This window comes from Georgenia sp. H159 (assembly GCF_035607575.1).
In the GTDB taxonomy this organism is placed as follows: Bacteria; Actinomycetota; Actinomycetes; order Actinomycetales; family Actinomycetaceae; genus Oceanitalea.
The window spans coordinates 54,544-77,531 of the sequence record NZ_JAYDZY010000015.1 but is presented as its reverse complement, the minus strand read 5'-3'; the positions used below and the strand labels follow the sequence as shown (position 1 = coordinate 77,531).

The 22,988-nt window shown below is 74.8% G+C and carries 23 protein-coding genes; 21 read left to right on the top strand and 2 right to left on the bottom strand.

Features of this window, described 5'->3' with window-relative positions:
* Window positions 1–1,394 precede the first annotated feature (1,394 nt).
* From VR894_RS17350 to VR894_RS17280, 15 genes are all read left to right on the top strand, one after another.
* A complete protein-coding gene (locus VR894_RS17350; protein ID WP_324653562.1) occupies window positions 1,395–2,564 on the top strand; it encodes a hypothetical protein in 1,170 nt (389 codons plus the stop codon).
* Window positions 2,561–3,628 (top strand): HAD-IIA family hydrolase, encoded by a 1,068-nt coding sequence (locus VR894_RS17345; RefSeq protein ID WP_324653560.1) that lies wholly within the window; start codon window positions 2,561–2,563, stop codon window positions 3,626–3,628. Before VR894_RS17350 ends, VR894_RS17345 begins: the two co-directional genes overlap by 4 nt.
* A 13-nt stretch (window positions 3,629–3,641) precedes the next feature.
* Entirely contained in the window at window positions 3,642–4,358 is a 717-nt protein-coding gene (locus VR894_RS17340) for an AzlC family ABC transporter permease (RefSeq protein WP_324653559.1), read from the top strand.
* The gene (locus VR894_RS17335; protein WP_324653558.1) at window positions 4,351–4,671 is read left to right on the top strand and encodes an AzlD domain-containing protein; all 321 of its coding nucleotides are present in this window, start codon (window positions 4,351–4,353) and stop codon (window positions 4,669–4,671) included. Before VR894_RS17340 ends, VR894_RS17335 begins: the two co-directional genes overlap by 8 nt.
* Before the next feature lie 80 nt (window positions 4,672–4,751).
* The gene (locus VR894_RS17330) at window positions 4,752–4,925 is read left to right on the top strand and encodes a hypothetical protein (RefSeq protein WP_324653557.1); all 174 of its coding nucleotides are present in this window, start codon (window positions 4,752–4,754) and stop codon (window positions 4,923–4,925) included.
* A gap of 1 nt (window position 4,926) precedes the next feature.
* Window positions 4,927–5,754, top strand: a complete 828-nt coding sequence (locus VR894_RS17325; RefSeq protein ID WP_324653555.1) for a TlyA family RNA methyltransferase — start codon at window positions 4,927–4,929, stop codon at window positions 5,752–5,754.
* The gene (locus VR894_RS17320) at window positions 5,751–6,599 is read left to right on the top strand and encodes an NAD kinase (protein ID WP_324653554.1); all 849 of its coding nucleotides are present in this window, start codon (window positions 5,751–5,753) and stop codon (window positions 6,597–6,599) included. The genes VR894_RS17325 and VR894_RS17320 overlap by 4 nt, the downstream gene beginning before the upstream one ends.
* Complete coding sequence (gene recN / locus VR894_RS17315) at window positions 6,596–8,275, top strand: DNA repair protein RecN (protein ID WP_324653552.1); 1,680 nt, start codon at window positions 6,596–6,598, stop codon at window positions 8,273–8,275. Before VR894_RS17320 ends, recN begins: the two co-directional genes overlap by 4 nt.
* Entirely contained in the window at window positions 8,272–9,483 is a 1,212-nt protein-coding gene (gene steA, locus VR894_RS17310; protein WP_416380866.1) for a putative cytokinetic ring protein SteA, read from the top strand. Before recN ends, steA begins: the two co-directional genes overlap by 4 nt.
* A gap of 13 nt (window positions 9,484–9,496) precedes the next feature.
* Window positions 9,497–10,585: a copper transporter gene (locus VR894_RS17305; RefSeq protein WP_324653549.1), complete on the top strand. Its 1,089-nt coding sequence runs from the start codon at window positions 9,497–9,499 to the stop codon at window positions 10,583–10,585.
* Window positions 10,585–11,406 carry a hypothetical protein gene (locus VR894_RS17300; protein WP_324653547.1) on the top strand — a complete coding sequence of 274 codons (822 nt, stop codon included), beginning with the start codon at window positions 10,585–10,587 and terminating at the stop codon, window positions 11,404–11,406. The genes VR894_RS17305 and VR894_RS17300 overlap by 1 nt, the downstream gene beginning before the upstream one ends.
* A 16-nt stretch (window positions 11,407–11,422) precedes the next feature.
* Window positions 11,423–13,039, top strand: a complete 1,617-nt coding sequence (gene murJ, locus VR894_RS17295) for a murein biosynthesis integral membrane protein MurJ (protein ID WP_324653545.1) — start codon at window positions 11,423–11,425, stop codon at window positions 13,037–13,039.
* 19 nt (window positions 13,040–13,058) lie between these two features.
* The gene (locus VR894_RS17290; protein WP_324653543.1) at window positions 13,059–14,138 is read left to right on the top strand and encodes a glycosyltransferase family 4 protein; all 1,080 of its coding nucleotides are present in this window, start codon (window positions 13,059–13,061) and stop codon (window positions 14,136–14,138) included.
* A gap of 14 nt (window positions 14,139–14,152) precedes the next feature.
* Window positions 14,153–15,985 carry a CTP synthase gene (locus VR894_RS17285; RefSeq protein WP_324653541.1) on the top strand — a complete coding sequence of 611 codons (1,833 nt, stop codon included), beginning with the start codon at window positions 14,153–14,155 and terminating at the stop codon, window positions 15,983–15,985.
* Window positions 15,982–16,611 carry an NUDIX hydrolase gene (locus VR894_RS17280; RefSeq protein ID WP_324653540.1) on the top strand — a complete coding sequence of 210 codons (630 nt, stop codon included), beginning with the start codon at window positions 15,982–15,984 and terminating at the stop codon, window positions 16,609–16,611. The genes VR894_RS17285 and VR894_RS17280 overlap by 4 nt, the downstream gene beginning before the upstream one ends.
* A gap of 152 nt (window positions 16,612–16,763) precedes the next feature.
* Here VR894_RS17280 and VR894_RS17275 read toward each other — a convergent pair whose 3' ends face one another.
* Window positions 16,764–17,453, bottom strand: coding sequence for a DNA alkylation repair protein (locus tag VR894_RS17275; protein ID WP_324653538.1), 690 nt, complete (start codon window positions 17,451–17,453; stop codon window positions 16,764–16,766).
* 4 nt (window positions 17,454–17,457) lie between these two features.
* Entirely contained in the window at window positions 17,458–18,438 is a 981-nt protein-coding gene (locus VR894_RS17270) for a COX15/CtaA family protein (RefSeq protein WP_324653537.1), read from the bottom strand.
* A 174-nt stretch (window positions 18,439–18,612) separates the two neighbouring features.
* Between VR894_RS17270 and VR894_RS17265 the strand changes: the two genes are divergently transcribed.
* From VR894_RS17265 to VR894_RS17240, 6 genes are all read left to right on the top strand, one after another.
* Entirely contained in the window at window positions 18,613–19,944 is a 1,332-nt protein-coding gene (locus VR894_RS17265) for a glutamate-5-semialdehyde dehydrogenase (protein ID WP_324653536.1), read from the top strand.
* Window positions 19,945–20,010: 66 nt separating this feature from the next.
* Complete coding sequence (locus VR894_RS17260; RefSeq protein WP_324653534.1) at window positions 20,011–20,172, top strand: hypothetical protein; 162 nt, start codon at window positions 20,011–20,013, stop codon at window positions 20,170–20,172.
* A 2-nt stretch (window positions 20,173–20,174) separates the two neighbouring features.
* Entirely contained in the window at window positions 20,175–20,810 is a 636-nt protein-coding gene (gene nadD / locus VR894_RS17255; RefSeq protein WP_324653533.1) for a nicotinate-nucleotide adenylyltransferase, read from the top strand.
* 17 nt (window positions 20,811–20,827) lie between these two features.
* Window positions 20,828–21,961 (top strand): hypothetical protein, encoded by a 1,134-nt coding sequence (locus tag VR894_RS17250; RefSeq protein ID WP_324653531.1) that lies wholly within the window; start codon window positions 20,828–20,830, stop codon window positions 21,959–21,961.
* Complete coding sequence (gene rsfS / locus VR894_RS17245; RefSeq protein ID WP_324653529.1) at window positions 21,951–22,349, top strand: ribosome silencing factor; 399 nt, start codon at window positions 21,951–21,953, stop codon at window positions 22,347–22,349. The genes VR894_RS17250 and rsfS overlap by 11 nt, the downstream gene beginning before the upstream one ends.
* The gene (locus VR894_RS17240; protein WP_324653528.1) at window positions 22,346–22,960 is read left to right on the top strand and encodes a histidine phosphatase family protein; all 615 of its coding nucleotides are present in this window, start codon (window positions 22,346–22,348) and stop codon (window positions 22,958–22,960) included. Before rsfS ends, VR894_RS17240 begins: the two co-directional genes overlap by 4 nt.
* The last annotated feature ends 28 nt before the right edge of the window (window positions 22,961–22,988 follow it).

Here is a 22,988-nt window from a genome sequence, read left to right as displayed (position 1 = left end):
TACGTGGGAGAGTAGGACACCGCCGAACACCCATTCACCTATGGGCCGCAACAACCGTTGCGGCCCATACGTGTTTCAGGCCGGGTGTGTCCCAGGATGAAGGGCTATTGATGAACGATCACAGCGACAACGCCGCACGCGGCGACGATCGTCCTGGTGCGCAGCGGCCGGACCGGCGCGCTCCGCGGGCCTCGGAGCGTTCCGGCGGGCCCCGTCCAGCGAGGGACGGCGATCGGCAGGCAGCGCGGTACGGCCGACCGGACCGCGAAAGCGGCGAGCGCCGAGGCGCAGCGGGCGCCGGCGACCGTGGACGGTACGGGGCGACGCGCGCAGGGAGCCCCACGGGCGGCGCCCGCGGAGGCGCCCCCCGTGACGACCGCGAGCGCACGGGTCGGCCCGACGGCCCCCGGGAGGGCGAGCGTCGGGCCGAGCGCTCCGGCGGACCGCGACGCGACAACGGCCCGCAGTCGGACCGGTTCAGCGACCGGGGCCGCGACGACCGGCGTGGCGGCCGTCCCGATCGGGACCGGCGGGACGAGCGCGCCGACGCACCGCGTGGCGCTGACCGCGCCCGGTCGGGCGGTCAGGACGACCGTCCTTCGCGGGAGCGTCGGGACGACCGCGGAGGTGCCCCGCGGAGCGGGGACCGCTCTCGCCCTGGTGGGCCGGGCGAGCGCCCGACGTGGGACCGCCGCACCGAGCGTGGCGGCGCCCCGAGCCGTGAGGAGCGGCTCGGCGGGTCGCGCGGCACGGGTGGCTCGCAGTCCGGGCGCTCTGACGACCGTGGCCGGGCCGACAGGCGTGAGGAGCGTCCTCGGTGGGACCGTCGCGACGACCGTGGTGGTGCCCCTCGTGGGGGCGACCGCACCCGGTTGGGCGGATCGGCCGAGCGTCCCCGCGGAGACCGGGATGACCGTCGCGGGGCACCGCGTCGGGACGACCGTCCGCACCGGGACCGGGGACAGGAGCGTGGCGGGGCGCCTCGTCGGGAGGATCGTCCGCGCTGGGAGCGCACGGACGATCGTGCTGGCGGAACCCGCCGGGACGACCGTGCCGGCTCGAGCGGCCGCAGCGAGCGGCCCTCGGGTGAACGTGATGACCGTGCACGCACCGCGCGTCCGGACGACCGGGGGCGAGACAGCCGCCCGTCGTCCGACCGCCGTCGTGACGACCGTCGCGGCGGTGAGCGCCGCTACGACGAGCGTCCCGCGGGGCGTCGCTCCGACCGCGACGACCGGTCCCGGCCTGACACGCGAGGCACGCGGCGGGACGACCGCCCCGCGGGCGGTCGCTACGGCGACGCCGGCCAGAGCCGCACCGGCGGCCGGGACGATGCGCCCCGGCAGTTCCGCCGTGAGACACCGCGCTCGGCCGAGCCGCTGATCGACGACGACGTGACCCCGCAGATGCTCGACCGCCCGGTCCGGGCACGGCTGCGCACCTTGTCCAAGTCGAACGCGGACCATGTGGCCGCCCACCTCGTCATGGCGGGGCGACTGGTCGACGCCGATCCCGAGCTCGCCTACCAGCATGCGCGGACGGCGGTCGGCAGCGCCGGTCGCGTGGACGTCGTGCGCGAGGCGCTCGCCCTGACCGCCTACGCCACCGGCCGTTACGCCGAGGCGCTCCGCGAGGTGCGCACCGTGCGCCGGCTCAGCGGCATGGACGCACATCCCGCGATCGAGGCCGACTGCGAGCGCGGACTCGGCCGACCCGACCGCGCGCTGGCCGTCATCGGCGAGGCGAAGAAGCGGGAGCTGCCGGTCGCCGAGGCCGTCGAGCTCACCCTCGTGGAGAGCGGTGCCCGCGCGGACCTCGGTCAGCACGACGCCGCGCTGCTCGTCCTCGACAAGCTGCTGCCCGTGGTCCGCGACGCCGAGCCGCGTCACCGGCTCCTGCTCGTGCGCGCCGATCGCCTCGAGACCCTCGGACGGCACGAGGAGGCCGCCGCGGCACGCGAGGCAGCCGGAGGGCTCGAGGCCCCCGAGTCCGTCGTCGTCACGGACCTCCTCGGCGACGACCCGGACCAGGAGGGGGAGCACACGTCCGCGGGTTCCGCTGCGGTGCCCGCGGTCGACTCCCGTGGCGAGCCGGAGTCCGGTGGCGCACACGAGCGTGGAGTGAGCCCTGAGCCCTCAGACGACGACGGGACGGAGCCCGAGGTCGGCGACGCGCCGAAACGTGCGTCGGAGGAGCCGGAGCCGGAGTCCGTGGCGGAGCCGGAGCCGGAGCCTGAGCTCGAGCTTGGGCCTGAGCCTGAGCCGGAGCCTGAGCCGGAGCCGGAGCCGGAGCCTGAGCTGGAGCCGGAGCTGGAGCCGGAGCCGGAGCTCGAGCCGGGGCCGGACCCGGAGCCTGGGTCGGAGCCCGCGGCGGAGCCGGAGCCCGAGCCGGAGCCGGAGGCGGGGCTTGAGCCGGAACGCGAGCAGGAGGCGGAACCCGTGGCACAGCCGGAGTCCGTGCCGGGGCCGGAGGAGTCCTCCGACCCGGAGCCGGGGGAGGACGACGAGCCGGAGCCCGCCCAGCTCGACCTGTTCGCCGACACGGACCTGGAGGACCGTCAGTGACAGCCACGCTCATCGCGTCAGCACCGCCCTGCGACGTCCACGACGTCGGTCTCTACGACCTCGACGGCGTCATCTACCTCGGCGACGACGCCGTCGTGCACGCCGTCGACGCCGTCCAGGCGGCGGCCGGTCGAGGGCTGCGTCCGCTGTACGTGACCAACAACTCCTCGCGTGAGCCCGAGGAGATCGCGGCGCAGATCGCCGGCTTCGGCGTCCCCTGCGAACCGGGGCAGGTCGTCACCTCCGCACAGTCCGTGGCCCTGCTCCTCCGGGAGCTGCTCGAGCCGGGGGCCCGGGTGCTGCCCATCGGGGGCCAGGGCCTCCGTACCGCCCTGCAGAATGCCGGTTTCGAGCTGGTCGAGAGCGCGGAGGACGCGCCGGCCGCCGTGGTCCAGGGCTACGCGGCAGACCTCGGCTGGCGCGACCTCGCGGAGGCGGCGTACGCCGTCGGGGCGGGCGCCCGCCACGTCGCGACGAACCTCGACGGCTCGATCCCCAAGGAGCGCGGCATCGCGCCCGGGAACGGGGCGCTCGTACGCGCAGTCGTCGAGGCCACCGGCGTCGACCCCGTCGCGTCCGGCAAGCCGCTGCCGGCGATCTACCACCAGGCGGCGGAGCGGATCGGGGCCTCCTCCCCGTTGGCCATCGGTGACCGGCTGGACACCGACCTCGAGGGTGCCCGCGCCTCGGGAATGCCGGGACTGCTCGTCCTCACCGGGGTCGCCACCGCACGTGACGTCGTCCTCGCACCGGCGCACCAGCGCCCCTCGCTCCTCGCCGTCGACCTGCGTGGTCTGTTCGTCCACCACCCCGGTCCGCTGGCGGTCGAGGACGGCTGGTGGGGCTGCGGCGCGGCCGTGGCCAGGGTGCACGACGGCGCGCTCGAGCTCGTCGACGACCCCACCGGGCCACGCGGCCCCTCCGGGGCGCAGCGCCTGAACGGTGCTGCCCCGGTCACCGTGAGCCTCGACGGCTGGCGCGCGCTGTGCGTCGCCGCGTGGGACGCGGCCGACCGGGGCGAGCCCGTCGACGCACGTGTGGTCCCCCCGCTGACCGTTGGCTGACCGTCGGGACACCGTGCACGCCGAGCACGACGCGGGGGAGTCGCCGCGCAGCGAGATGCTCGCCGGTGTCCGGGCCTCGCTGGCCGCCGGGCTGGGGATGTACCCGCTCGGGGTGGCGTTCGGCCTCCTGGTGGTCCAGGCAGGACTGCCGTGGTGGATGGCGCCGGCCCTGTCCCTCGCCGCGTTCGCCGGCTCCCTGGAGCTGCTGCTCGTCGGGCTCATCAGCGCCGGGACGTCGCTGGCCGCCATCGCCGTGACGACGCTCGTGGTCAACTTCCGCCACGTCTTCTACGCCTTCTCCTTCCCCCTGCACGTCGTGCGGCACCCGGTCGCGCGTGCGTACTCCGTCTATGCGCTCATCGATGAGGCCTACGCCATGACGGCTGTCCGCCGGCACGGCTGGACGTCCTGGCGGCTGCTCGCCATGCAGGTCTCCTTCCAGGCCTACTGGGTCGGGGGTGGGCTCACGGGCGTCGCCGTCGCGGCGGTCCTCCCGGGGCCCATCGAAGGGCTGGAGTTCGCGCTGTGCGCCCTGTTCATCACCCTGACCCTGGACGCCGGCCGCACACGCCGGGAGGTCCCGTCACTGGTCCTGGCTGGGCTCGCCTTCACGGCGGCGGTCGTCGTGTTCCCGGGCTCGGTGCTGCTCGCCGGGCTGGTCCTCTTCGTCGCCGCCCTCGTCGTGCGCTACCTCCGCGCCCGCCGACACGGAGCGCTGCCGCATGCCTGAGCCCTGGTACGTCGTCGCGGTGCTCGCCATCGTCTTCGTCATCACGGTGGCGCTCCGTGCGGTCCCCTTCGCCATCCTCCGGCCGCTGAGCGAGTCCCGCTTCGTCATGACGATGGCCACCTGGATGCCGGTGGGCATCCTGGCCATCCTGGCCGCCGTGACCTTCCGGACCTCCGCTCTGGCCGGGCACGCGCCGCACGCGCTGGCCGCGGCGGTCGTCACCGTCGTCGTGCATCTCGGCGCCGGGCGCCGCACGCTGCTGAGCGTCGGCGCCGGCACGCTCACCTTCGTCGCGCTCGTCAACCTCACCTGAGCCTCCGCGCCGCGAGGCGGTGCGGGCCGCGTCGGCCCGCGGCGGTAGCCTGGCCGGGGACCACGGAGAGGAAGGGAACCATGTCGAACGCCACGCCGCGGCCGCCCGTGCCCGGCCCGCCCTCGGCTCCCCAGCCCGTGCCCGATCTCGCCGAGCTCGAGACCCTCGCCGACCGGCCGCTCGTGGAGCACGTGGCGGTGCTCGACGCGGTGCACCGCGCGCTCGCCGCCCAGCTCTCCAGCGCCGAGTCCTGACGTGGCGCGCCTCGTCCGGGTCGACGCCGAGCTCGTCCGCCGCGGTCTTGCCCGGTCGCGGCAGCACGCCGCCGAGCTCATCTCCGCCGGCCACGTCCTGCTCGACGGCGGGCAGGTGACCAAGGCGGCGCGGCAGGTCGACCCCGCACAGGCGCTGCGGGTCGTGGCCCCGCCCAGCGACGACTACGCCTCCCGGGGCGCCCACAAGCTGGCCGGCGCGCTCGACGCGCTCGGCCCCGACGCGCCCACCGTCGCCGGCAGCCGCGCCCTCGACGCGGGCGCCTCGACCGGCGGGTTCACCGACGTCCTCCTGCGCCGCGGCGCGGAGCACGTCGTCGCCGTCGACGTCGGGTACGGACAGCTCGTGTGGTCGCTGCAGCAGGACCCGCGCGTCACGGTGCTCGACCGGACCAACGTCCGCACCCTCGACCCCGCGGCCGTCGCGCCGGCCCCCGGCCTGGTCGTCTCCGACCTCTCCTTCATCTCCCTCACGCTCGTCCTGCCGGCGCTGGCGGCCGCGGCCGCCCCGGACGCGGACTTCCTCCTCATGGTCAAGCCCCAGTTCGAGGTCGGTCGCGACCGCCTCGGGCGCGGCGGCGTGGTCCGCGACCCTGCCCTCCACGCCGAGGCGGTGCGGACGGTTGCCGACGCCGCGGCGGAGCTCGGGCTGCGGACCTACGCCGTCGTGCCCAGCCCGCTGCCGGGTCCCAGCGGGAACGTCGAGTACTTCATAGGCTTGCGCCGTGACCCCCACCGCACGCACCCGCCCGAGGAGCTCGACGCCGTGATCGCCACTGCGATCGACCAGCGTCCGGAGGTGGCCCCGTGACGCGCCGTGTCCTCCTGGTCCGCCACGAGTGGCGTGAGCAGGCCGTCACCGCCGCGACCGACGTCGAGAACCGGCTCCGGGCGCGAGGCATCGAGCCCGTGCACGAGCTCGACGACGACCCGGCCAACGACCCCGAGCTGGTGCTCGTGCTCGGCGGGGACGGCACCCTGCTGCACGCCGCCGAGCTCGTCCGCGGCCGCGACATCCCGCTCATCGGGGTCAACCTGGGCCACGTCGGCTTCCTCGCCGAGGCCGACCCGGACAGCCTCGTCGAGGTCGTCCAGCGCGTCGCGGACCGCGACTACACCGTCGAGGAACGGATGACGATTGACGTCGAGGTCCAGACGCCGTCGGGCGAGGTCCACACCGGCTGGGCGATCAACGAGGCCACCATCGAGAAGGTCGACCGCTCCGGCGTCATCGAGCTCGCCCTGGGTGTGGACGGCCGAGGTCTGTCCTCCTTCGGGTGCGACGGCATCGTCATCGCCACGCCGACCGGCTCCACGGCCTACGCCTTCTCCGGGGGCGGGCCGATCGTGTGGCCCGACGTCGAGGCCCTGCTCGTCGTGCCGATCGCCGCCCACGCGCTGTTCGCCCGCCCGCTCGTCGCCGGCCCGTCCTCGGTGCTCGCGGTCGAGGTCCTCGACCGCAACCTCTCCGCCGGTGACGTGTGGTGCGACGGGCGGCGGCAGCTGCCTGCCCCGGTCGGCTCACACATCGACGTCCGCCGCGGGAAGGAGCCGGTGCGGCTTGCCCGGCTCGAGGAGACGCCCTTCTCGGGACGCCTCGTCGCCAAGTTCAACCTGCCCGTGTCCGGGTGGCGGGGAGGAAGGAAGGACCCGTGATCGAGGAGATCAGCATCGAGAACCTCGGTGTCATCGCCTCGGCGCGCCTCGAGCTCGGTGCCGGCTTCACGGTGATCACGGGCGAGACCGGGGCCGGCAAAACGATGGTCCTCACCGGCCTCGACCTCCTCCTCGGCGGCCGCGGCGACCCGGCCGTCGTCCGCAGCGGCACGGACCGGGCCGTCGTCGAGGGCACCTTCGTCGTGTCCGACGACGTCGCCCGACGGGTCGAGGACGCCGGCGGTTCGCTGGACGACGACGCCCTCCTCCTCGCGCGCAGCCTGCCGGCCAAGGGCCGCTCCCGATCCTTCGCCGGCGGCAGGAGCGTGCCGCAGGCCTTCCTCTCCGACCTCGCGGCCGACCTCGTCACCGTGCACGGCCAGTCCGACCAGCTGCGGCTGCGCTCACCGGCACGTCAGCGTGCCCTGCTCGACGCCTTCGCGGGTGCCGTGCCGGTCCTCGCGGAGTACCGCGACACGTGGCAGCGGCTCACCGAGGCCCGGGCGCGCCTGGAGGAGTGGCAGGCACGCAGCGACGAGCGCCTGGGGGAGGCGGCCCGCCTGCGAGCCGGCCTCGAGCTGCTCGAGGCCCTCGACCCGCAGCCCGGGGAGGACGACGCGCTGCGGACGGAGGCGGAGCGGCTCGGGAACGTCGAGGAGCTGCGGCAGGCCGCCGGCCGCGCGTACGCAGCGCTCGCCGGAACGGGCGACGGCGCCGAGCTCGACGCCTCCGTGCTCGTGGACGTCGCTCGCCGCGCCCTCGAGGTGTCCGACCCCGAGCTGGCCGCGCTCTCCGGCCGCCTCGCGGAGGTGTCCTACCTGCTCGCCGACATCGGCACCGACGTCGCGGCCTTCCTCACCTCGCTCGAGGCCGACCCGGACCGTCTCCAGACGGCCCACGAGCGCCGAGCTGCCCTGCGCGACGCCGCGCTGCGCCTGGGCGTGGAGCACCCGGACGCGCTCGCCGAGTGGTCCTCGGCGGCCGCCGCGCGGCTCGCGGAGATCGACGGCCCGAACGACGGCGGGGCGGCGCTGCGGGAGGAGCTCGCCGAGCTGACCGCGGCCCTCGGGGCACGCGCCGAGCAGCTCACCGCCGCTCGCACCGAGGCCGCCGCCCGCCTCAGCGAGGCCGTCGACGCCGAGCTCGCCGGCCTCGCGATGGCCGGTGCCCACCTCGCCGTCGGGCTCGACCCGCTGCCCGAGCCCGGCCCGTGGGGCGCCGAGACGGTCTCCCTTCTCCTCCAGCCACGCCCAGACTCCCCGCCGCGCCCCCTCGGTGACGGGGCGTCAGGCGGTGAGCTGTCGCGGGTCATGCTTGCCCTGGAGGTCGCCGTCGCGTCCCCCGAGGCCTCCACCGTGCGGCCCACCTTCGTCTTCGACGAGGTCGACGCCGGGGTGGGGGGCCGAGCGGCGATCGAGGTGGGTCGCCGGCTGGCCGGGCTGGCCCGGGTCGCCCAGGTGGTGGTGGTCACCCACCTGCCGCAGGTGGCGGCCTTCGCCGACACCCACCTGCTCGTGAGCAAGTCGATCGGCGCGACGACGATCACCGACGTCCGGGCGATCTCCGGGACCGAGCGCGAGCAGGAGCTGGCCCGGATGCTGTCGGGCCAGGAGGACTCCGACGTGGCGCGCCGTCACGCCGCAGAGCTCCTCGACCGTGCCGTCGTGGCACGATGACTGGCGTGAGACCGCTCTTCCGCCGCCGCACGCCGCCCGAGACCGGGTCAGGTGTCACCGGCGTCGTCCGCGTGGACGCCCGCACGAAGAACCTCACCAAGCGGCTGCAGCCCGGCGACATCGCCGTCATCGACCACCTCGACCTCGACCGCGTCTCCGCCGAGGCGCTCGTCGCGTGCCGCCCCGCCGCCGTCCTCAACGCCGCTCAGTCGACCTCCGGGCGCTACCCGAACCTCGGCCCGGAGATCATCGTCAGCGAGGGCATCCCCCTCATCGACGACCTCGGCGGGGCGGTGATGTCGCTGCGGGAGGGGCGGACGGTGCGGGTGGACGAGGGTGCCGTCTACTCCGGCACGGTGCTCGTCGCCGAGGGGACGGTGCAGACCGAGGAGAGCGTCGCCGTGGCGATGGCCGAGGCCCGCGAGGGCCTGTCGGTCCAGCTCGAGGCCTTCGCCGGCAACACGATGGACTTCCTCAACCGTGAGCGTGAGCTCCTCCTCGACGGCGTCGGCGTGCCCGAGGTCCGCACCACGATCGAGGGCCGGCACGTGCTCATCGTCGTGCGCGGCTACCACTACAAGGAGGACCTGGCGATGCTGCGGTCCTACGTCCGCGAGTACCGGCCCGTCCTCATCGGGGTCGACGGCGGGGCCGACGCGATCCTCGAGAGCGGCCTCACGCCGGACATGATCGTCGGGGACATGGACTCGGTCTCGGACACCGCGCTGCGCAGCGGGGCCGAGATCGTCGTCCACGCCTACCGCGACGGGCGCGCACCGGGCATGGCGCGGGTGGAGCAGCTGGGCGTGGACCACGTCGTCTTCCCGGCGACGGGGACGAGTGAGGACGTCGCGATGCTCCTCGCCGACGACAAGGACGCCGAGCTCATCGTCGCCGTCGGCACGCACGCCACCCTGGTGGAGTTCCTCGACAAGGGCCGCGCCGGCATGGCCTCCACCTTCCTCACCCGCCTGCGCGTGGGGCACAAGCTCATCGACGCCAAGGGCGTCTCCCAGCTCTACCGCACGCGGATCTCCACCCTGCAGATCGTGCTGCTCGCGCTCGCCGGGCTGCTGGCGATCGGCGTCGCGCTGGCGTCCACGGAGCTCGGGCAGGCGCTGTACCAGATCGTCATGGCGCGGCTCGACGGCCTGCTCGCCGCCATCAAGGACCTGCTGGGCATCGCCCCGCCTGAGCCCATCTCGTAGGAGCCTTCGTCCCGTGATCGACTTCCGCTACCACCTCGTCTCCCTCATCGCCGTGTTCCTGGCGCTGGCCCTGGGCATCCTCCTCGGAGCCGGCCCGCTCAACCAGCCCCTCGGTGACCAGCTCACCGGGCAGGTCGAGGAGCTGCGCGAGGACCGTGACCGCCTGCGCACCGAGCTCGAGGTGAGCGAGGCGGAGACGGAGAACCGCGACCAGTTCATCGACGAGGTCGCCCCCGCCACGCTGGGGTCCCGCCTCGAGGGCCGCGCCGTCGCCGTCGTCGTGCTGCCCGGTGCCAACGAGGACGACGTCGCCGACGTCCGGCTCCGTCTCGAGCAGGCCGGCGCGGTGGTCACCGGACAGGTCCAGGTGACCGAGGCGTGGACCGACCCGGACACCGCCACGTTCCGGTCGAGCTTCGCCGGCCAGATCCTCGGCTACCTCGAGCCGGTCCCCGACGACGGCGCCGACGCCGGCGTCATCCTCGGGACGGCCCTCGGGCAGGCACTCACCCGCGGTGACGCGGAGGGTGGTCTCTCGGCCGACGCCGACACGCTGCTCGAGCTGCTCGTGTCCGCCGACGACCCGCTCGTCGAGGTCGTCGAGGCTCCCGAGCAGAGCGCCAACGCGACCGCGGTGGTCGCTCCCCGCAGCGAGGACGTCGGGCCCGCGGAGGAGACCGAGCCGGCCGACGTCGAGACGCGCGAGCAGCGCCTCCGCGAGGAGATCGCCCTCGCCCGCGGGCTGGCCGCCACCGGTGAGGCGACCGTGGTCGCCGGCTCGGTCGCCACCGAGCTCGACCTCGTGAGCGCCATCCGCGCCGACGCCACCGCGGCGGAGGCGGTGACGACCACCGACTCCGTCTCGGAGATCACCGGCCGGCTCAACGTGCCGATGGCCCTGGCGGCGGCGATCTCCGGCGAGGGCGGTCACTACGGCGTCGGGGCGGAGGCGACCGCTCCCGTGCCGCCGGCCGTCTACCTGCCGCCCCCGGCGCCCCCCGAGCCGGAACCGGCGGACAGCGCCCCCGCCGGCGGCGAGCCGGGCGACGGCGAGCCCACCGACGGCGAGCCGGCCGACGACGAGTCCGCGGACGCGGCCTGATGCCCCGCCTGCGCTCCGCCCTCCTCGGCGTGACGGCGGCCGGGGCCGCCACCGCGGTGCTCGAGCGCACGCCGCCCGGGGGCGCCGAGCGCTGGCTGCGCACGAACTACGCGGACCGTCAGGTCAGCCTCCTCGGCGGCCTCGCCCAGGCGACGGCGACCACCCTCGCCGTGCTGGGAGCAGGCCGTACCGGCGCCGCCGCGGCCGTGGCAGCGGGGACGGCCGGGGCGCTCGGCGCGGTCGACGACCTCACCGAGCGGGAGGGGGACCGGTACGTCAAGGGCCTGCGCGGCCACCTCAGCGCACTGCGTGAGGGACACGTGACCACGGGTGCCCTGAAGATGGCCGGCATCGGTGGCGGGGCCCTCCTCGCCTCCGTGCTCCTGCCGGCGCGGTCGGCGAGCCGGCTGGGCCGCCTCGCCGAGCGCGGCACGGGGGCCGCGCTGGTCGCGGGCAGCGCGAACCTCCTCAACCTCTTCGACCTGCGCCCGGGCCGCGCCCTCAAGGTCACCTGCGTCGCCGGTGCCGGCCTCGCGCTCGCCGGTGGACCCGGCGCCCCGGTCGCCGCCGCAGCCGTGGGCGCCGCCGCCGCCGGCCTGCGTGACGACCTCGCCGAGCGCACGATGCTCGGCGACACCGGCGCTAACGCCCTGGGCGCCGCCCTGGGCACTGCGCTCGCCGCCCACCCCTCCCGGCTGCTGCGCGGTGGCGCGCTGGCCGTCGTCGTCGGCCTCACCCTGCTCAGCGAGCGGGTGAGCTTCTCCCGGGTCATCGACCGGACGCCGCCGCTGCACGCCGTCGACCAGTGGGGACGGCGCTGAGCCCGGTGGCCGCGAGGTGACTGACGCGAGGCGCGGCCGCATCCTCAGCGGGGTGGCCGGCGCCGCGGGGATGCTGGCGGCGATCACGGTGCTCTCCCGTGCCGTCGGCTTCGTCCGGTGGTTCGTGCAGTCCGCCACGCTCGGGGACTCCGCCACCGCGAACGCCTACTCCACGGCCAACATGCTCCCGAACGTCCTGTTCGAGGTGGCTGCCGGGGGAGCGCTCGCGGGCGCGGTCGTGCCCCTGCTCGCCGCGCCGCTGGCGCGGTCCCTGCGCGGGCAGGTCGACCGCATCGCCTCCTCCCTGCTCACCTGGACGCTGCTCGTCCTCGTGCCGCTCGGGGCGCTCGTCGCGCTGCTCGCGGGACCGATCGTCGGCCTGCTGCCCGACTCGGTCGGCTCGGACGTCCAGACCCAGCACCGGCTGGCGACCTACTTCCTGCGCGTCTTCGCGATCCAGATCCCGCTGTACGGCATCGGCGTCGTCCTCACGGGAATCCTGCAGGCCCAGCGCCGCTTCTTCCTGCCGGCGATCGCTCCCCTCGGGTCGAGCGTCGTGGTCATCGCCGCGTACCTCGGTTTCGGCGTCCTCTCCAGCGGCCTGGCCGACGACCCGGAGCGACTGTCGGAGGCCGCGCTCGGGTGGCTGGCGTGGGGCACCACCCTGGGGGTGGCCGTCATGAGCCTCCCGCTGCTGCTCCCCGTGGTCCGCAGCGGCGTGCGGCTGCGGCCGACGCTGCAGTTCCCGCCCGACGTCGGTCGCCGTGCCGCCCGACTCGCAGCCGCGGGCATCGGGGCGCTGCTCGCCCAGCAGATCAGCGTCGTCGTGTTCATCCTCCTGGCGCGTGCCGGGGGAGTGGTGGGCACCATCACCATCTGGCAGTACGCCCAGGCCGTGTACTTCCTGCCCTACGCGGTGCTCGCGGTGCCGGTGGCGACCGCCGTGTTCCCGCGGCTCGCGGAGCTCGCCGGCACCCGTGACACCACCGCCTTCGCGGCCATGGCGATCGGCTCCACCCGCGCGGTGCTGGCCGCCTCGTTCGTCGGGGCCGGGATCCTGGGGGCCGTGGCACCCGGTGTCACCGCGGTCTTCTCCCTGCGCGGACCGATGGAGGGGATGACGACGGCGGTCACCTGGCTGGCCCCGGCCGTCGTCGGCTACGGGCTCGTCTTCCACGTGTCCCGGGCCCTGTACTCCATCGACCGGGGCCGCGCCGCCGTCACCGCCACGGCGGCCGGCTGGCTCACGGTGAGCGTGGCCGCCGCCGTCCTCGTCCGGCTGACCGCCCCCGACGGCGGTGACGGGCCGGCCACGCTGCGTGCGCTGGCCCTGGGGACGACGATCGGCATGGCCGTCGCGGGCGTCGGCCTGCTGTGGGCGCTGTACCGCGCCCTGGCGGCGCACACCGGGCTGGGTGCGCTCGCCCGGACCCTCGCCGTCGGCAGCGTCGGGGCGCTCGCCGGCGGCCTCGTCGGCAGGCTCGCGACCGACGCCGTGCTCGACGCCGTCGGCCCCCTGCTGCTCTCCGGCCTGCTCGCCTCCGCCGCCGGAGCGCTCGCTGCGGCGGCCGTGGCGGGGCTCGCCGTCCTCGTGGCGGACCGCGGTGCCCTGCGCACGGCGGGCTGGTCGTGAGCGTGACAGGGTGAGGCCCATGCGGATCGTCCAGCTGACGTCGACGAGTGCGGGCGGAGTGGCCCGGCACGCCCGCCAGGTCGCCGGACTGCTCGCCGACGCGGGTGAGCACGTGCTCCTCGCCGGCCCCGCGGACGTCGTCGCCAAGTCGCCTGTGCCCACCGCGGTCGTCGACATCGCCGACCGGCCGCGTCCCGCCGACCTCGCGGCTCTGCGCGGGCTGCGGCGGCTGCTCACCGGTGCCGACCTCGTCCACGCCCACGGCCTGCGCGCCGGCGCCGCCGCCGTGCTCGCCACCCGCGGGCTGCGCACCCGGCCCGCCGTCGTCGTCACCCTCCACAACGTGCCCGTGGGCGGACCCAAGGTGCGCGCCGTCGCGACCGTCCTCGAGCGCGTCGTCGCACGCGGGGCCGACCTCGTCCTCGGCGTGAGCGGTGACCTCGTCGCGCGCATGGCGCGGCTCGGCGCGCAGGGCGAGCGGGCGCTCGTCCCGGCCCCGGCCCGTCGGGGCCCGGCGCGCCCCGACGACACCGAGCGGTCCCGGCTGCGCGCGGACCTGGGCGTCGGACCCCACGAACGGCTCCTGCTGACCGTCGGCCGGCTGGCCCCGCAGAAGGGCCTCGACCTCCTGTGCGAGGCCGCCGCGCTGCTCGCCCGGGGCACGACGCCGGTGCGGTGGCTCGTCGTCGGCGACGGACCCCTCGCCCCCGAGCTGCGCCACCGCGTGACGACCCAGCACCTGCCCGTCGTCGTCGCCGGTGCGCGTGACGACGTGCCCACCCTGCTGGCCGCGGCCGACGTCGTCGTGTCCACGTCCACGTGGGAGGGGCAGCCGCTCGCGGTGCAGGAGGCCCTCCAGGCCGGGAGCGCCGTCGTCGCCACCGACGTCGGTGGCACCCGGGAGGTCACGGCCGACGCCGCCGTCCTCGTCCCGCCGCAGGCCCAGGCGCTCGCGGACGCCGTCGCCCGCGTCCTCGCCGACGACGGCGAGCGCGCCCGTCTCCAGCGGGCCGCCCTCGCCCGTGCGGCCGACCTTCCCACGCCCGCCGACGTGCTCGCCCAGCTGCGCCGCTGCTACGCCGGCCTCGTACCCGACTGATAGGGTGGAACTCCGTGGTCAACCTTCACCGCACAGGCGGCGACTCAGTCCCTCGGCACATCTTCGTCACCGGCGGGGTGGCGTCCTCCCTGGGCAAGGGCCTGACGGCCTCGAGCCTCGGGCAGCTGCTCCGGTCCCGCGGACTGCGGGTCACCATGCAGAAGCTCGACCCGTACATCAACGTCGATCCCGGGACGATGAACCCGTTCCAGCACGGTGAGGTGTTCGTCACCGAGGACGGCGCCGAGACCGACCTCGACATCGGGCACTACGAGCGCTTCCTGGACGTCAACCTCTCCCGCGCGGCGAACACGACCACCGGTCAGGTGTACTCCACGGTGCTGGCCAAGGAGCGGCGCGGGGAGTACCTCGGGGACACCGTCCAGGTGATCCCGCACATCACCGACGAGATCAAGACCCGGATGCGCGCGCAGGCACACCCGGTCGACGGCGCCCAGGCGCCCGACGTCATCATCACCGAGATCGGCGGGACGGTCGGTGACATCGAGTCCCTGCCCTTCCTCGAGGCCGCCCGCCAGGTGCGCCACGACCTCGGGCGGGACAACGTGTTCTTCGTCCACGTCTCCCTGGTGCCCTACCTCACCGCCAGCGGCGAGCTGAAGACCAAGCCCACCCAGCACTCGGTCAGCGAGCTGCGCAGCATCGGTATCCAGCCCGACGCGATCGTGTGCCGCACCGACCGTGAGCTGCCCGAGGGCGTCAAGGCGAAGATCGCGCTCATGTGCGACGTCGACAGGGAGGCCGTCGTCGAGTGCCGTGACGCGTCCTCGATCTACGAGATCCCCGCGGTGCTCCACCGCGAGGGCCTGGACGCCTACGTCGTGCGCCGGCTCAACGTGCCGTTCCGGGACGTCGACTGGAGCGACTGGGACGACCTCCTCCAGCGGGTGCGCCACCCGCGTGACACCGTCGAGGTCGCGCTCGTCGGCAAGTACATCGACCTGCCCGACGCCTACCTCTCGGTCACCGAGGCGCTGCGCGCGGGCGGCTTCCACCACCGCGCCCAGGTGGTCATCCGCTGGGTGCCCGCCGACGACTGCGCCACGCCCGAGGGAGCGCGCCGCGCGCTCCAGGACGTCGACGCCATCCTCGTGCCCGGCGGCTTCGGGATCCGCGGCATCGACGGCAAGCTCGGCGCGCTGCGGTGGGCGCGGGAGAACGAGGTCCCCACCCTGGGGATCTGCCTCGGTCTGCAGGCCATGGTCATCGAGTACGCCCGCAACGTCCTGGGCCTCGAGCAGGCCTCGTCCACCGAGTTCGACCCCGGCACCCCGGACCCGGTCGTTGCGACGATGGCCGAGCAGGTCGACTTCGTCGAGGGCGGCGGGGGAGACATGGGCGGCACGATGCGTCTCGGCAGCTACGAGGCGGTGCTCGACGAGGGCTCCGTCATCGCCGAGGCCTACGGCACCACCCGCGTCTCCGAGCGTCACCGCCACCGCTACGAGGTGAACAACAACTACCGCGACGCGCTGGCCGAGGCCGGCCTGCGCATCTCCGGCCGTTCCCCGGACTCCTCGCTCGTCGAGTTCGTCGAGCTCGACCGCGCCAAGCACCCCTACTACGTCGCCACGCAGGCCCACCCCGAGTTCAAGTCGCGGCCGACCGCGGCGCACCCCCTGTTCAGCGGTCTCGTCGGGGCCGCGCTCGACCGGCAGCGCGCCACCCGGCTGCTCGAGGTGGACGACGACGGCGTGCCCGTCGAGCCCAGCGGGACGGAGGTCGCCGAGGTGGGCCGGCCGCGGACGACCGACCTCACCAACGAGACCCCGGCGCCCGGAGCGGCGGAGCGGTCGCCCGCCTCGCGCAAGGCCCAGGGACGGTGACTCTCGAGGACCGGCGCGACGACGGCCGCGAGGTCGTCGAGCGTCGCGTGCTCCACGCGGGCAAGGTGTTCGACCTCGTCGGTGAGAACGTGCGCCTCGACGCGGACGACGCCGAGCCGGTGGTCCGTGAGTTCCTCGACCACCCGGGCGCGGTCGCCGTCGTCGTCATGCGCGAGGGCCCCGACGGTGAGGAGATCGCGCTCGTCGACCAGTACCGCCACCCGGTGCGGGCCGTCCTGTGGGAGGTCCCGGCGGGCCTGCTCGACGTCGCCGGCGAGGACTACCTCACCGCGGCCCAGCGCGAGCTGGCCGAGGAGACCGACCTGCGCGCCGAGCGGTGGGACGTGCTCGTCGACTACTTCACCACGCCCGGCGGCTCGGACGAGTCGCTGCGCGTCTACCTCGCCCGCGACGTGAGCGAGGTGGACGCCGCGGACCGCCACGACCGCGCCGACGAGGAGCGGGACATGACGCTGCGCTGGGTCACGCTCGACGACGCGCTCGCCGGGGTCCACGCGGGGCGCATCCACAACCCGAGCGCCGTCGTCGGGATCCTCGCGACCGCCAGCGCCCGGGCGTCCGGCTGGAGCGTCCTGCGCCCGGCCGACGCCCCCTGGTTCCGCTGAGCCACGGTGCCCCGGGCTCGGCCCGCCGACCCCGTTCGCCTGGGTCGCCCCTTTCGCTCATGGACCGCCCTTCTGCACAGCCCGGAGTGAGCCAAAGGGGCGACCCCGGCGACGGGGAAGGGACGACGCGCCCGGCGTGGTCGGACGACCGCCTACCGCAGCGCCTCGCGGCGGGAGAGCGGTGAGAGCCCGGCACCGTAGCCGGTGACGGTCCGACGCACCCACGCGGCGGCGTCGTCGTCCACCCGCGAGTACTGGCGCAGGGCCCACCCGACGGCCTTGCGGATGAAGAACTCCCGGTCGGCGAGGTTGGGCTCGATGACGTCGAGCAGCAGCCGGCGGTCCGTCCCGTCCTTGCTGCTCAGCTGGGACAGGATGGCTGCCCGGCGCAGCCACGGGCTGTCCTCCCGTGCCCAGTCGCGCAGCGTGTCGGCGGTCGCCGGGTGGGCGCGCAGCACGGCACCGACGAGGTGGGAGGCGATCTCGTCGACGAGGTCCCACCACGCCCCGGTGAGCACGAGGTGGCGGTACAGGGGCAGCGACTCGACCATCCGGGCGTACCCCGGGCGGCTCCGGGCGAGCCCGACGGCGGCGTAGCGGTCCTCGCGGAACGCCGCCTGGTCCCACAGGGTCAGGACGGCGCCGTGCCACTCGGCGTAGCTCAGCGACGGGACGTCGCGCACCACCTGCCGCACGACGGCACGTACCGCGGGGACGGCGAGCCCGCGGAAGGGGAGCGTGGAACGCATGTAGCGCCGCTGGGCAGCGGCGCGCGCCGGGTCACCGCCCGCGGCGTCCAGGGCGCTGCGGATCCTCGCGACGAGGTCCGTGGCACCGGGCATGTCGTCAGGCCGTGGTGGGGGAGTGCTCGACAGGAACGGCCTGCGTGTCACGCGAGTACAGCGAGCCCGTCGCGTAGACGATCGCCACCACGGTGAGCGCCGCACCGAGCATGTGCAGGCCGACAAGCAGCTCCGGCAGGCCGGTGAAGTACTGGACGTAGCCGATCGCTCCCTGGAGCAGGGTGGCGCCGAGCAGCCACCCCCACGCGCGCAGGGCGGCGCGGTTGGCCTCGCGGCGCGCGAGCACGACTCCGGCGACGACAAGGACGACGAAGGCCCACACCGCGAGGGCGTGCAGCCGTGAGATGAACGCCGGGTCCAGCGCCCAGCGGTACGGCTCGGTCGCGTCACCCGAGTGCGGGCCTGCGCCGGTGGTGACGACGCCGAGCACGAGGAGCACGACGCCGACGGCGACCATGGCGGCGCCCACCCTGCGCGCCGTCGTCGAGGACGCGGGTCGCGCCGGGCGGTCGGGCCGGGCGAGGCGCAGGAGGAGGTAGCTCGACACGGCGACGAGCGCGAGGGAGATGAGCATGTGGGAGCCGACGACGGCGGGGTGCAGGTCGACCCACACGGTGATCCCGCCGATGACGGCCTGGAGGGCGATACCTGCCAGGGGCAGCCACACGAGGCGCTTGAGCGCGGCGGGCCGGGAGGCGGTGGGCGGGCGCGTGTACACGGCCCACAGGAGCGCCAGCGCGATGATGCCGAGCACGCCGGTGAGCGTCCGGTTCCCGAACTCGATCGCCTGGTGCAACGACATCTCGGCGTGGAACTCGGGGGTGAAGGAGCCCGGCTCGCACATCGGCCACTGCGAGCAGCCGAGCCCCGAGCCGGTCAGCCGCACGGCACCGCCGGTGACGATGATGCCGATCTGGGCCACGAGGTTCGCAATCGCCAGACGCCACGTCAGCCGGTCGACGAGGTGGCTGGGCACGCCGGAGCGGGACGTGGCTGACGCGCGGAGGCGACTCGTGGATGTCACGGCTCCAGGGTACGTCGCCGCGCCATCGCCGGGTCCGTGACCTGGTGCGGGTACCGGTGCCGCGACGATGATCTCCACCACTCCACCGCGTTCCGGCGGCAGGCGCGGCCCGCCGGCCGTGCGGTGCGCGAGACGCTCCTTCCAGCGGCGCGCGCTCCCGCCTACCCTGGGAGCATGACGGACACGCCTGTGCTCGAGCCCGCCCACCTCGTCGCCGACACCCCCACGGTGCCCCTCGACACCGACGTGCGCGCCGCCGTCGAGTCGACGGCGCGTGCCGCCAAGACCGCCTCCCGCGTGCTCGCCACGGCCACCCGCGCCACCAAGGATGCCGCCCTGAGCGCGATGGCCGACGCCCTCGTCGCGTCCTCGGAGCGGATCGTCGCCGCGAACGCCGAGGACGTGGAGCGCGGCCGCGCGAACGGGTTGAAGGAGTCGCTGCTCGACCGGCTCACCCTCACCGCCGAGCGCATCGCCGCCATCGCCGACGCCCTGCGTGAGCTCGCCGCCCTGCCGGACCCGGTCGGGGAGGTGGTGCGCGGCTCCACCCTGCCGAACGGGCTCGTCATGCGGCAGGTCCGGGTGCCCATGGGCGTCGTCGGGATGATCTACGAGGCCCGTCCCAACGTCACGGTCGACGCCGCGGGTCTGGCCCTGAAGTCCGGCAACGCGGTCATCCTGCGGGGTGGTTCGGCGGCGGCGTCGTCGAACGCCGTCATCGTCGCGGTCCTGGGTGAGGCGCTGGAGTCCCAGGGGCTGCCTGCGGCGCTGGTGCAGTCCATCGACGCCCACGGCCGGGCCGGCGCGGTGGAGCTCATGCGCGCCCGCGGGCTGGTCGACGTCCTCGTCCCGCGAGGCGGGGCCGACCTCATCCAGACGGTCGTGCGCGAGTCGCTCGTGCCGGTCATCGAGACGGGGGTCGGCAACTGTCACGTGTACGTCGACGCCGACGTCGACGTCGCCCAGGCGGTGTCGATCGTCCTCAACTCCAAGACCCAGCGCACCGGGGTGTGCAACGCCGCCGAGACGCTGCTCGTCCACCGGGCCGCGGCCGACGTGTTCCTGCCGGCGGCGCTGGCCGCCCTCGGTGAGGCCGGGGTGCGCATCCACGCCGACGCCGCGGCCGCGGCGCTGTCCCCGGACGGGGTGGAGGTCGTGCCGGCCACCGACGAGGACTGGGCCACCGAGTACCTCAGCCTCGACCTCGCCGTCCGGGTGGTCGACGACCTCGACGCCGCCATCGAGCACATCGGTCGCTGGTCCAGCGGCCACACCGAGGCGATCTGCACGACCAACCTGCGCGCCGCCGAGCGCTTCACCCGCGAGATCGACTCCGCGGCGCTCATCGTCAACGCCTCCACGCGGTTCACCGACGGCGGGGAGTTCGGCCTCGGCGCGGAGATCGGGATCTCGACCCAGAAGCTGCACGCCCGCGGCCCGATGGGGCTGGGCGAGCTCACGACGACCACGTGGATCGTGGTGGGGGACGGGCACGTCCGCGGGTGAGTCCGCCCCATCTCCCGGGCCGTGGGAGAATCGACAGCACGCCTCGACGGAAGGAACCCCACCACCATGATGAGCTCGCTCGTGAACCTCGCGCAGCAGACCGAGGAGCACGCCACCACCCAGCTCCCGATGCCGGCGGTCATGTTCGGTGTCGTCGCCTTCGCGATCCTCATGCTGCTGCTGCTGGTGACGATGGCCTACCGCAACGTGCACACCCGTCACCGCTGAGGATGACCGAGCGCCCGGCGCGACGGATCGGTGTCATGGGTGGCACCTTCGACCCGATCCACCACGGCCACCTCGTTGCTGCCAGCGAGGTCGCCGACGTGTTCTCGCTCGACCAGGTCCTGTTCGTCCCCACGGGTGAGCCCGCCTTCAAGCAGGACCGCGAGGTCACGCCGGCCGAGCACCGGTACCTCATGACGGTGATCGCCACGGCGTCCAACCCGCGGTTCAACGTCTCGCGGGTGGACATCGACCGGCCGGGTCTCACGTACACGATCGACACCCTGCGCGAGCTGCGCGACACACACCCGGACGCGGAGCTGTTCTTCATCACCGGGGCGGACGTCCTGCCCGAGATCCTGCGCTGGAAGGACGCCGACGAGCTGTGGTCGCTGGCCCACTTCATCGGGGTCAACCGGCCGGGGCACCACCTCGACGACTCGGGGCTCCCGAGCCACGGCGTCTCGCTCATGGAGGTGCCCGCGATGGCGATCTCCTCGACCGACTGCCGTCAGCGCGTCCGCGCGGGGATGCCGGTCTGGTACCTCGTCCCCGACGGCGTGGTGCAGTACATCAACAAGCACGGTCTGTACCTGGCGCCCGCGCCCGAGCCCGGTGCGGAGCCGCAGCTCGTCTCGTGAAGGAGGAAGGGTCAGCGATGGCTGAGGGGACGGACCGTCCCGTGGGGGAGCGACGCCGTCGGCGAGAGGCCGAGCGAGCGGCGGCCCTGGCGGCTGAGGCGGCGGGGGAGAGCCGTCCGCTGACGCGCCGCGAGCTGCGGCGGCTGGAGGCGGAGGAGGCCGCCCGCCTCGAGGCGATCGCGACCGGTGAGCTGCGGGTCGATGACGTCCAGACGGCGTACGACGCCCACGTGGCTGCGACGACGGCAGGCGCCGACCCGTCCGCTGCGTCGACGGGCGAGGACCCGGGTGGCGTGACGACGACGGCCCACTCCGCGCCGTCGGGCCCGTCGGCTGGCGGGGATGCGGGTGCGGTGACGACGACGGCGGACTCCGCGCCGTCGGGCCCGTCGGCTGGCGGGGATGCGGGTGCGGTGACGACGACGGCGGACTCCGCGCCGTCGGCCGCGTCGGACCGTGCCCGGACAGGGGGCTTCGCGCCGTCCGCCGGCGCGCCGGCGTCGGGGATCTTGAGCCGTCGTTCGCTTCGGGAGCGGGTTAAGGACGCGGAGCCGGCCCCGCCTGAGCGGCCGCAGGAGCGGACCGCGACGGGCCGCCGGCCGGTCGTCCGCACGCCGAGCACCGCCCAGGGCGTGCGCTCCCTCGACTCGACCGGCCAGCTCACCGGCATCCAGCCGGTGGTACGGCCCGACGCCGCGGACCGGCCCGGGCAGCCGACCGACCGCGAGCCTGCCGAGGTCGACGGCCCGGCGCACGCGTCCAACACGGTGCTGCCACCGACCGACGCCCCGGCGGGCCCGAGCGAGAGCGAGGACGGGGCCGACGACGAGTCGCACGTCCCCCTGCGCCCGGAGTGGGTCGCCATCAGCAGCATCTCCGGTGCCACGCCGGACGAGGCGAGGTCCGAGCTGTCCGCCCGCGGCACGCGACGCGAGCAGGCCGCGCCCGACGCCGAGCCCGGGACGGAGCCGGGCAACCCGGCCGTCACGGTGGTCAAGGTCGGCGTGCTGATCCTCGTCGTCGCCGTCATCGGAGCCCTCGTCTGGCTCCTCGGCACCGGGGCCCTCGACGACGACGGCGCCACCGGCGCCACCGCAGCCCCTACGCTCATCATCACCGCCCCACACCCTGAGGAGACCAGTGCCCGCTGACGAGAGATCCCGCCACCTGGCCGTCGTGGCCGCCCGCGCCGCCGCCGAGAAGAAGGCCGAGGAGATCGTGGCCCTCGACGTGAGCGAGCGGCTGGTGCTCACCGACGCCTTCGTCGTCGCGTCCGGCGGCACCGACCGGCAGGTCCGGGCCATCGTCGACGCCGTCGACGAGGCGCTGCACCGCGAGGGCGCCAAGGCGGTACGCAAGGAGGGCGTCTCGGAGGCGCACTGGGTGCTGCTCGACTACGGCGACATCATCGTCCACGTGCAGCAGACCGAGGACCGCGAGTTCTACGCCCTCGAGCGGCTGTGGGGGGACTGCCCCGTCATCGAGCTCCCGGCCGACGTGCATGCGCCGGCGGACGGTGACGCCGGCACCTCGGCATGACCGCCGGCACCATCGTTCTCTGGCGGCACGGACAGACCGACTTCAACGCGAGCGGGCGCCTCCAGGGCCAGTCGGACATCGAGCTCAACGCGACGGGCGTGCGCCAGGCCGAGGCGGCCGCCGCGCGGATCGCCGAGCTCGGCCCCACCCGGATCATCAGCTCCGACCTGGTCCGCGCCATGCGGACCGCCCAGGCGCTCGGTGAGCTCGCGGGCGTGCGCGTCGACGCGGAGCCACGGCTGCGGGAGCGGTCCTTCGGCCGGTGGGAGGGACTGACCCAGCGGGAGATCCAGGACGGGTGGCCCGACGCCTACCGGGCGTGGCGCCAGGGGGAGGAGCCGGAGGGGATCGGCGCCGACGGCCGGCAGGAGGTCGGCCGGCGCGTGGCCGCGGCCGTCCTCGAGGCCGTGGCGGACGTGGACGACGACGGCGTGCTCGTGGTCGTCGCGCACGGTGCGGCCATCACCCTGGGCCTCACGCACCTCCTCGACCTCGACGCCGCGGCGTGGTTCGGGATCGGCGGGCTCGACAACTGCGCGTGGGCGCTCGTCGGACCCAACCCGGGCCGCCGCCCGGGCTGGCGGCTGACCGCCCACAACCTCACCGCCTGAGCGGGAGAGACACGGTGTGGTGCGCGCC

What these genes read in the sequence shown, in the direction of transcription:
- VR894_RS17335 (WP_324653558.1), top strand. Translation starts at nt 4,351, where the DNA reads ATGCCTGAGCCCTGGTACGTCGTCGCGGTGCTCGCCATCGTCTTCGTC.
- VR894_RS17330 (WP_324653557.1), top strand. Translation starts at nt 4,752, where the DNA reads ATGTCGAACGCCACGCCGCGGCCGCCCGTGCCCGGCCCGCCCTCGGCT.
- steA (WP_416380866.1), top strand. Translation starts at nt 8,272, where the DNA reads ATGACTGGCGTGAGACCGCTCTTCCGCCGCCGCACGCCGCCCGAGACC.
- VR894_RS17300 (WP_324653547.1), top strand. Translation starts at nt 10,585, where the DNA reads ATGCCCCGCCTGCGCTCCGCCCTCCTCGGCGTGACGGCGGCCGGGGCC.
- VR894_RS17290 (WP_324653543.1), top strand. Translation starts at nt 13,059, where the DNA reads ATGCGGATCGTCCAGCTGACGTCGACGAGTGCGGGCGGAGTGGCCCGG.
- VR894_RS17275 (WP_324653538.1), bottom strand. Translation starts at nt 17,453, where the DNA reads ATGCCCGGTGCCACGGACCTCGTCGCGAGGATCCGCAGCGCCCTGGAC.
- VR894_RS17265 (WP_324653536.1), top strand. Translation starts at nt 18,613, where the DNA reads ATGACGGACACGCCTGTGCTCGAGCCCGCCCACCTCGTCGCCGACACC.
- VR894_RS17260 (WP_324653534.1), top strand. Translation starts at nt 20,011, where the DNA reads ATGATGAGCTCGCTCGTGAACCTCGCGCAGCAGACCGAGGAGCACGCC.
- nadD (WP_324653533.1), top strand. Translation starts at nt 20,175, where the DNA reads ATGACCGAGCGCCCGGCGCGACGGATCGGTGTCATGGGTGGCACCTTC.
- VR894_RS17250 (WP_324653531.1), top strand. Translation starts at nt 20,828, where the DNA reads ATGGCTGAGGGGACGGACCGTCCCGTGGGGGAGCGACGCCGTCGGCGA.
- VR894_RS17240 (WP_324653528.1), top strand. Translation starts at nt 22,346, where the DNA reads ATGACCGCCGGCACCATCGTTCTCTGGCGGCACGGACAGACCGACTTC.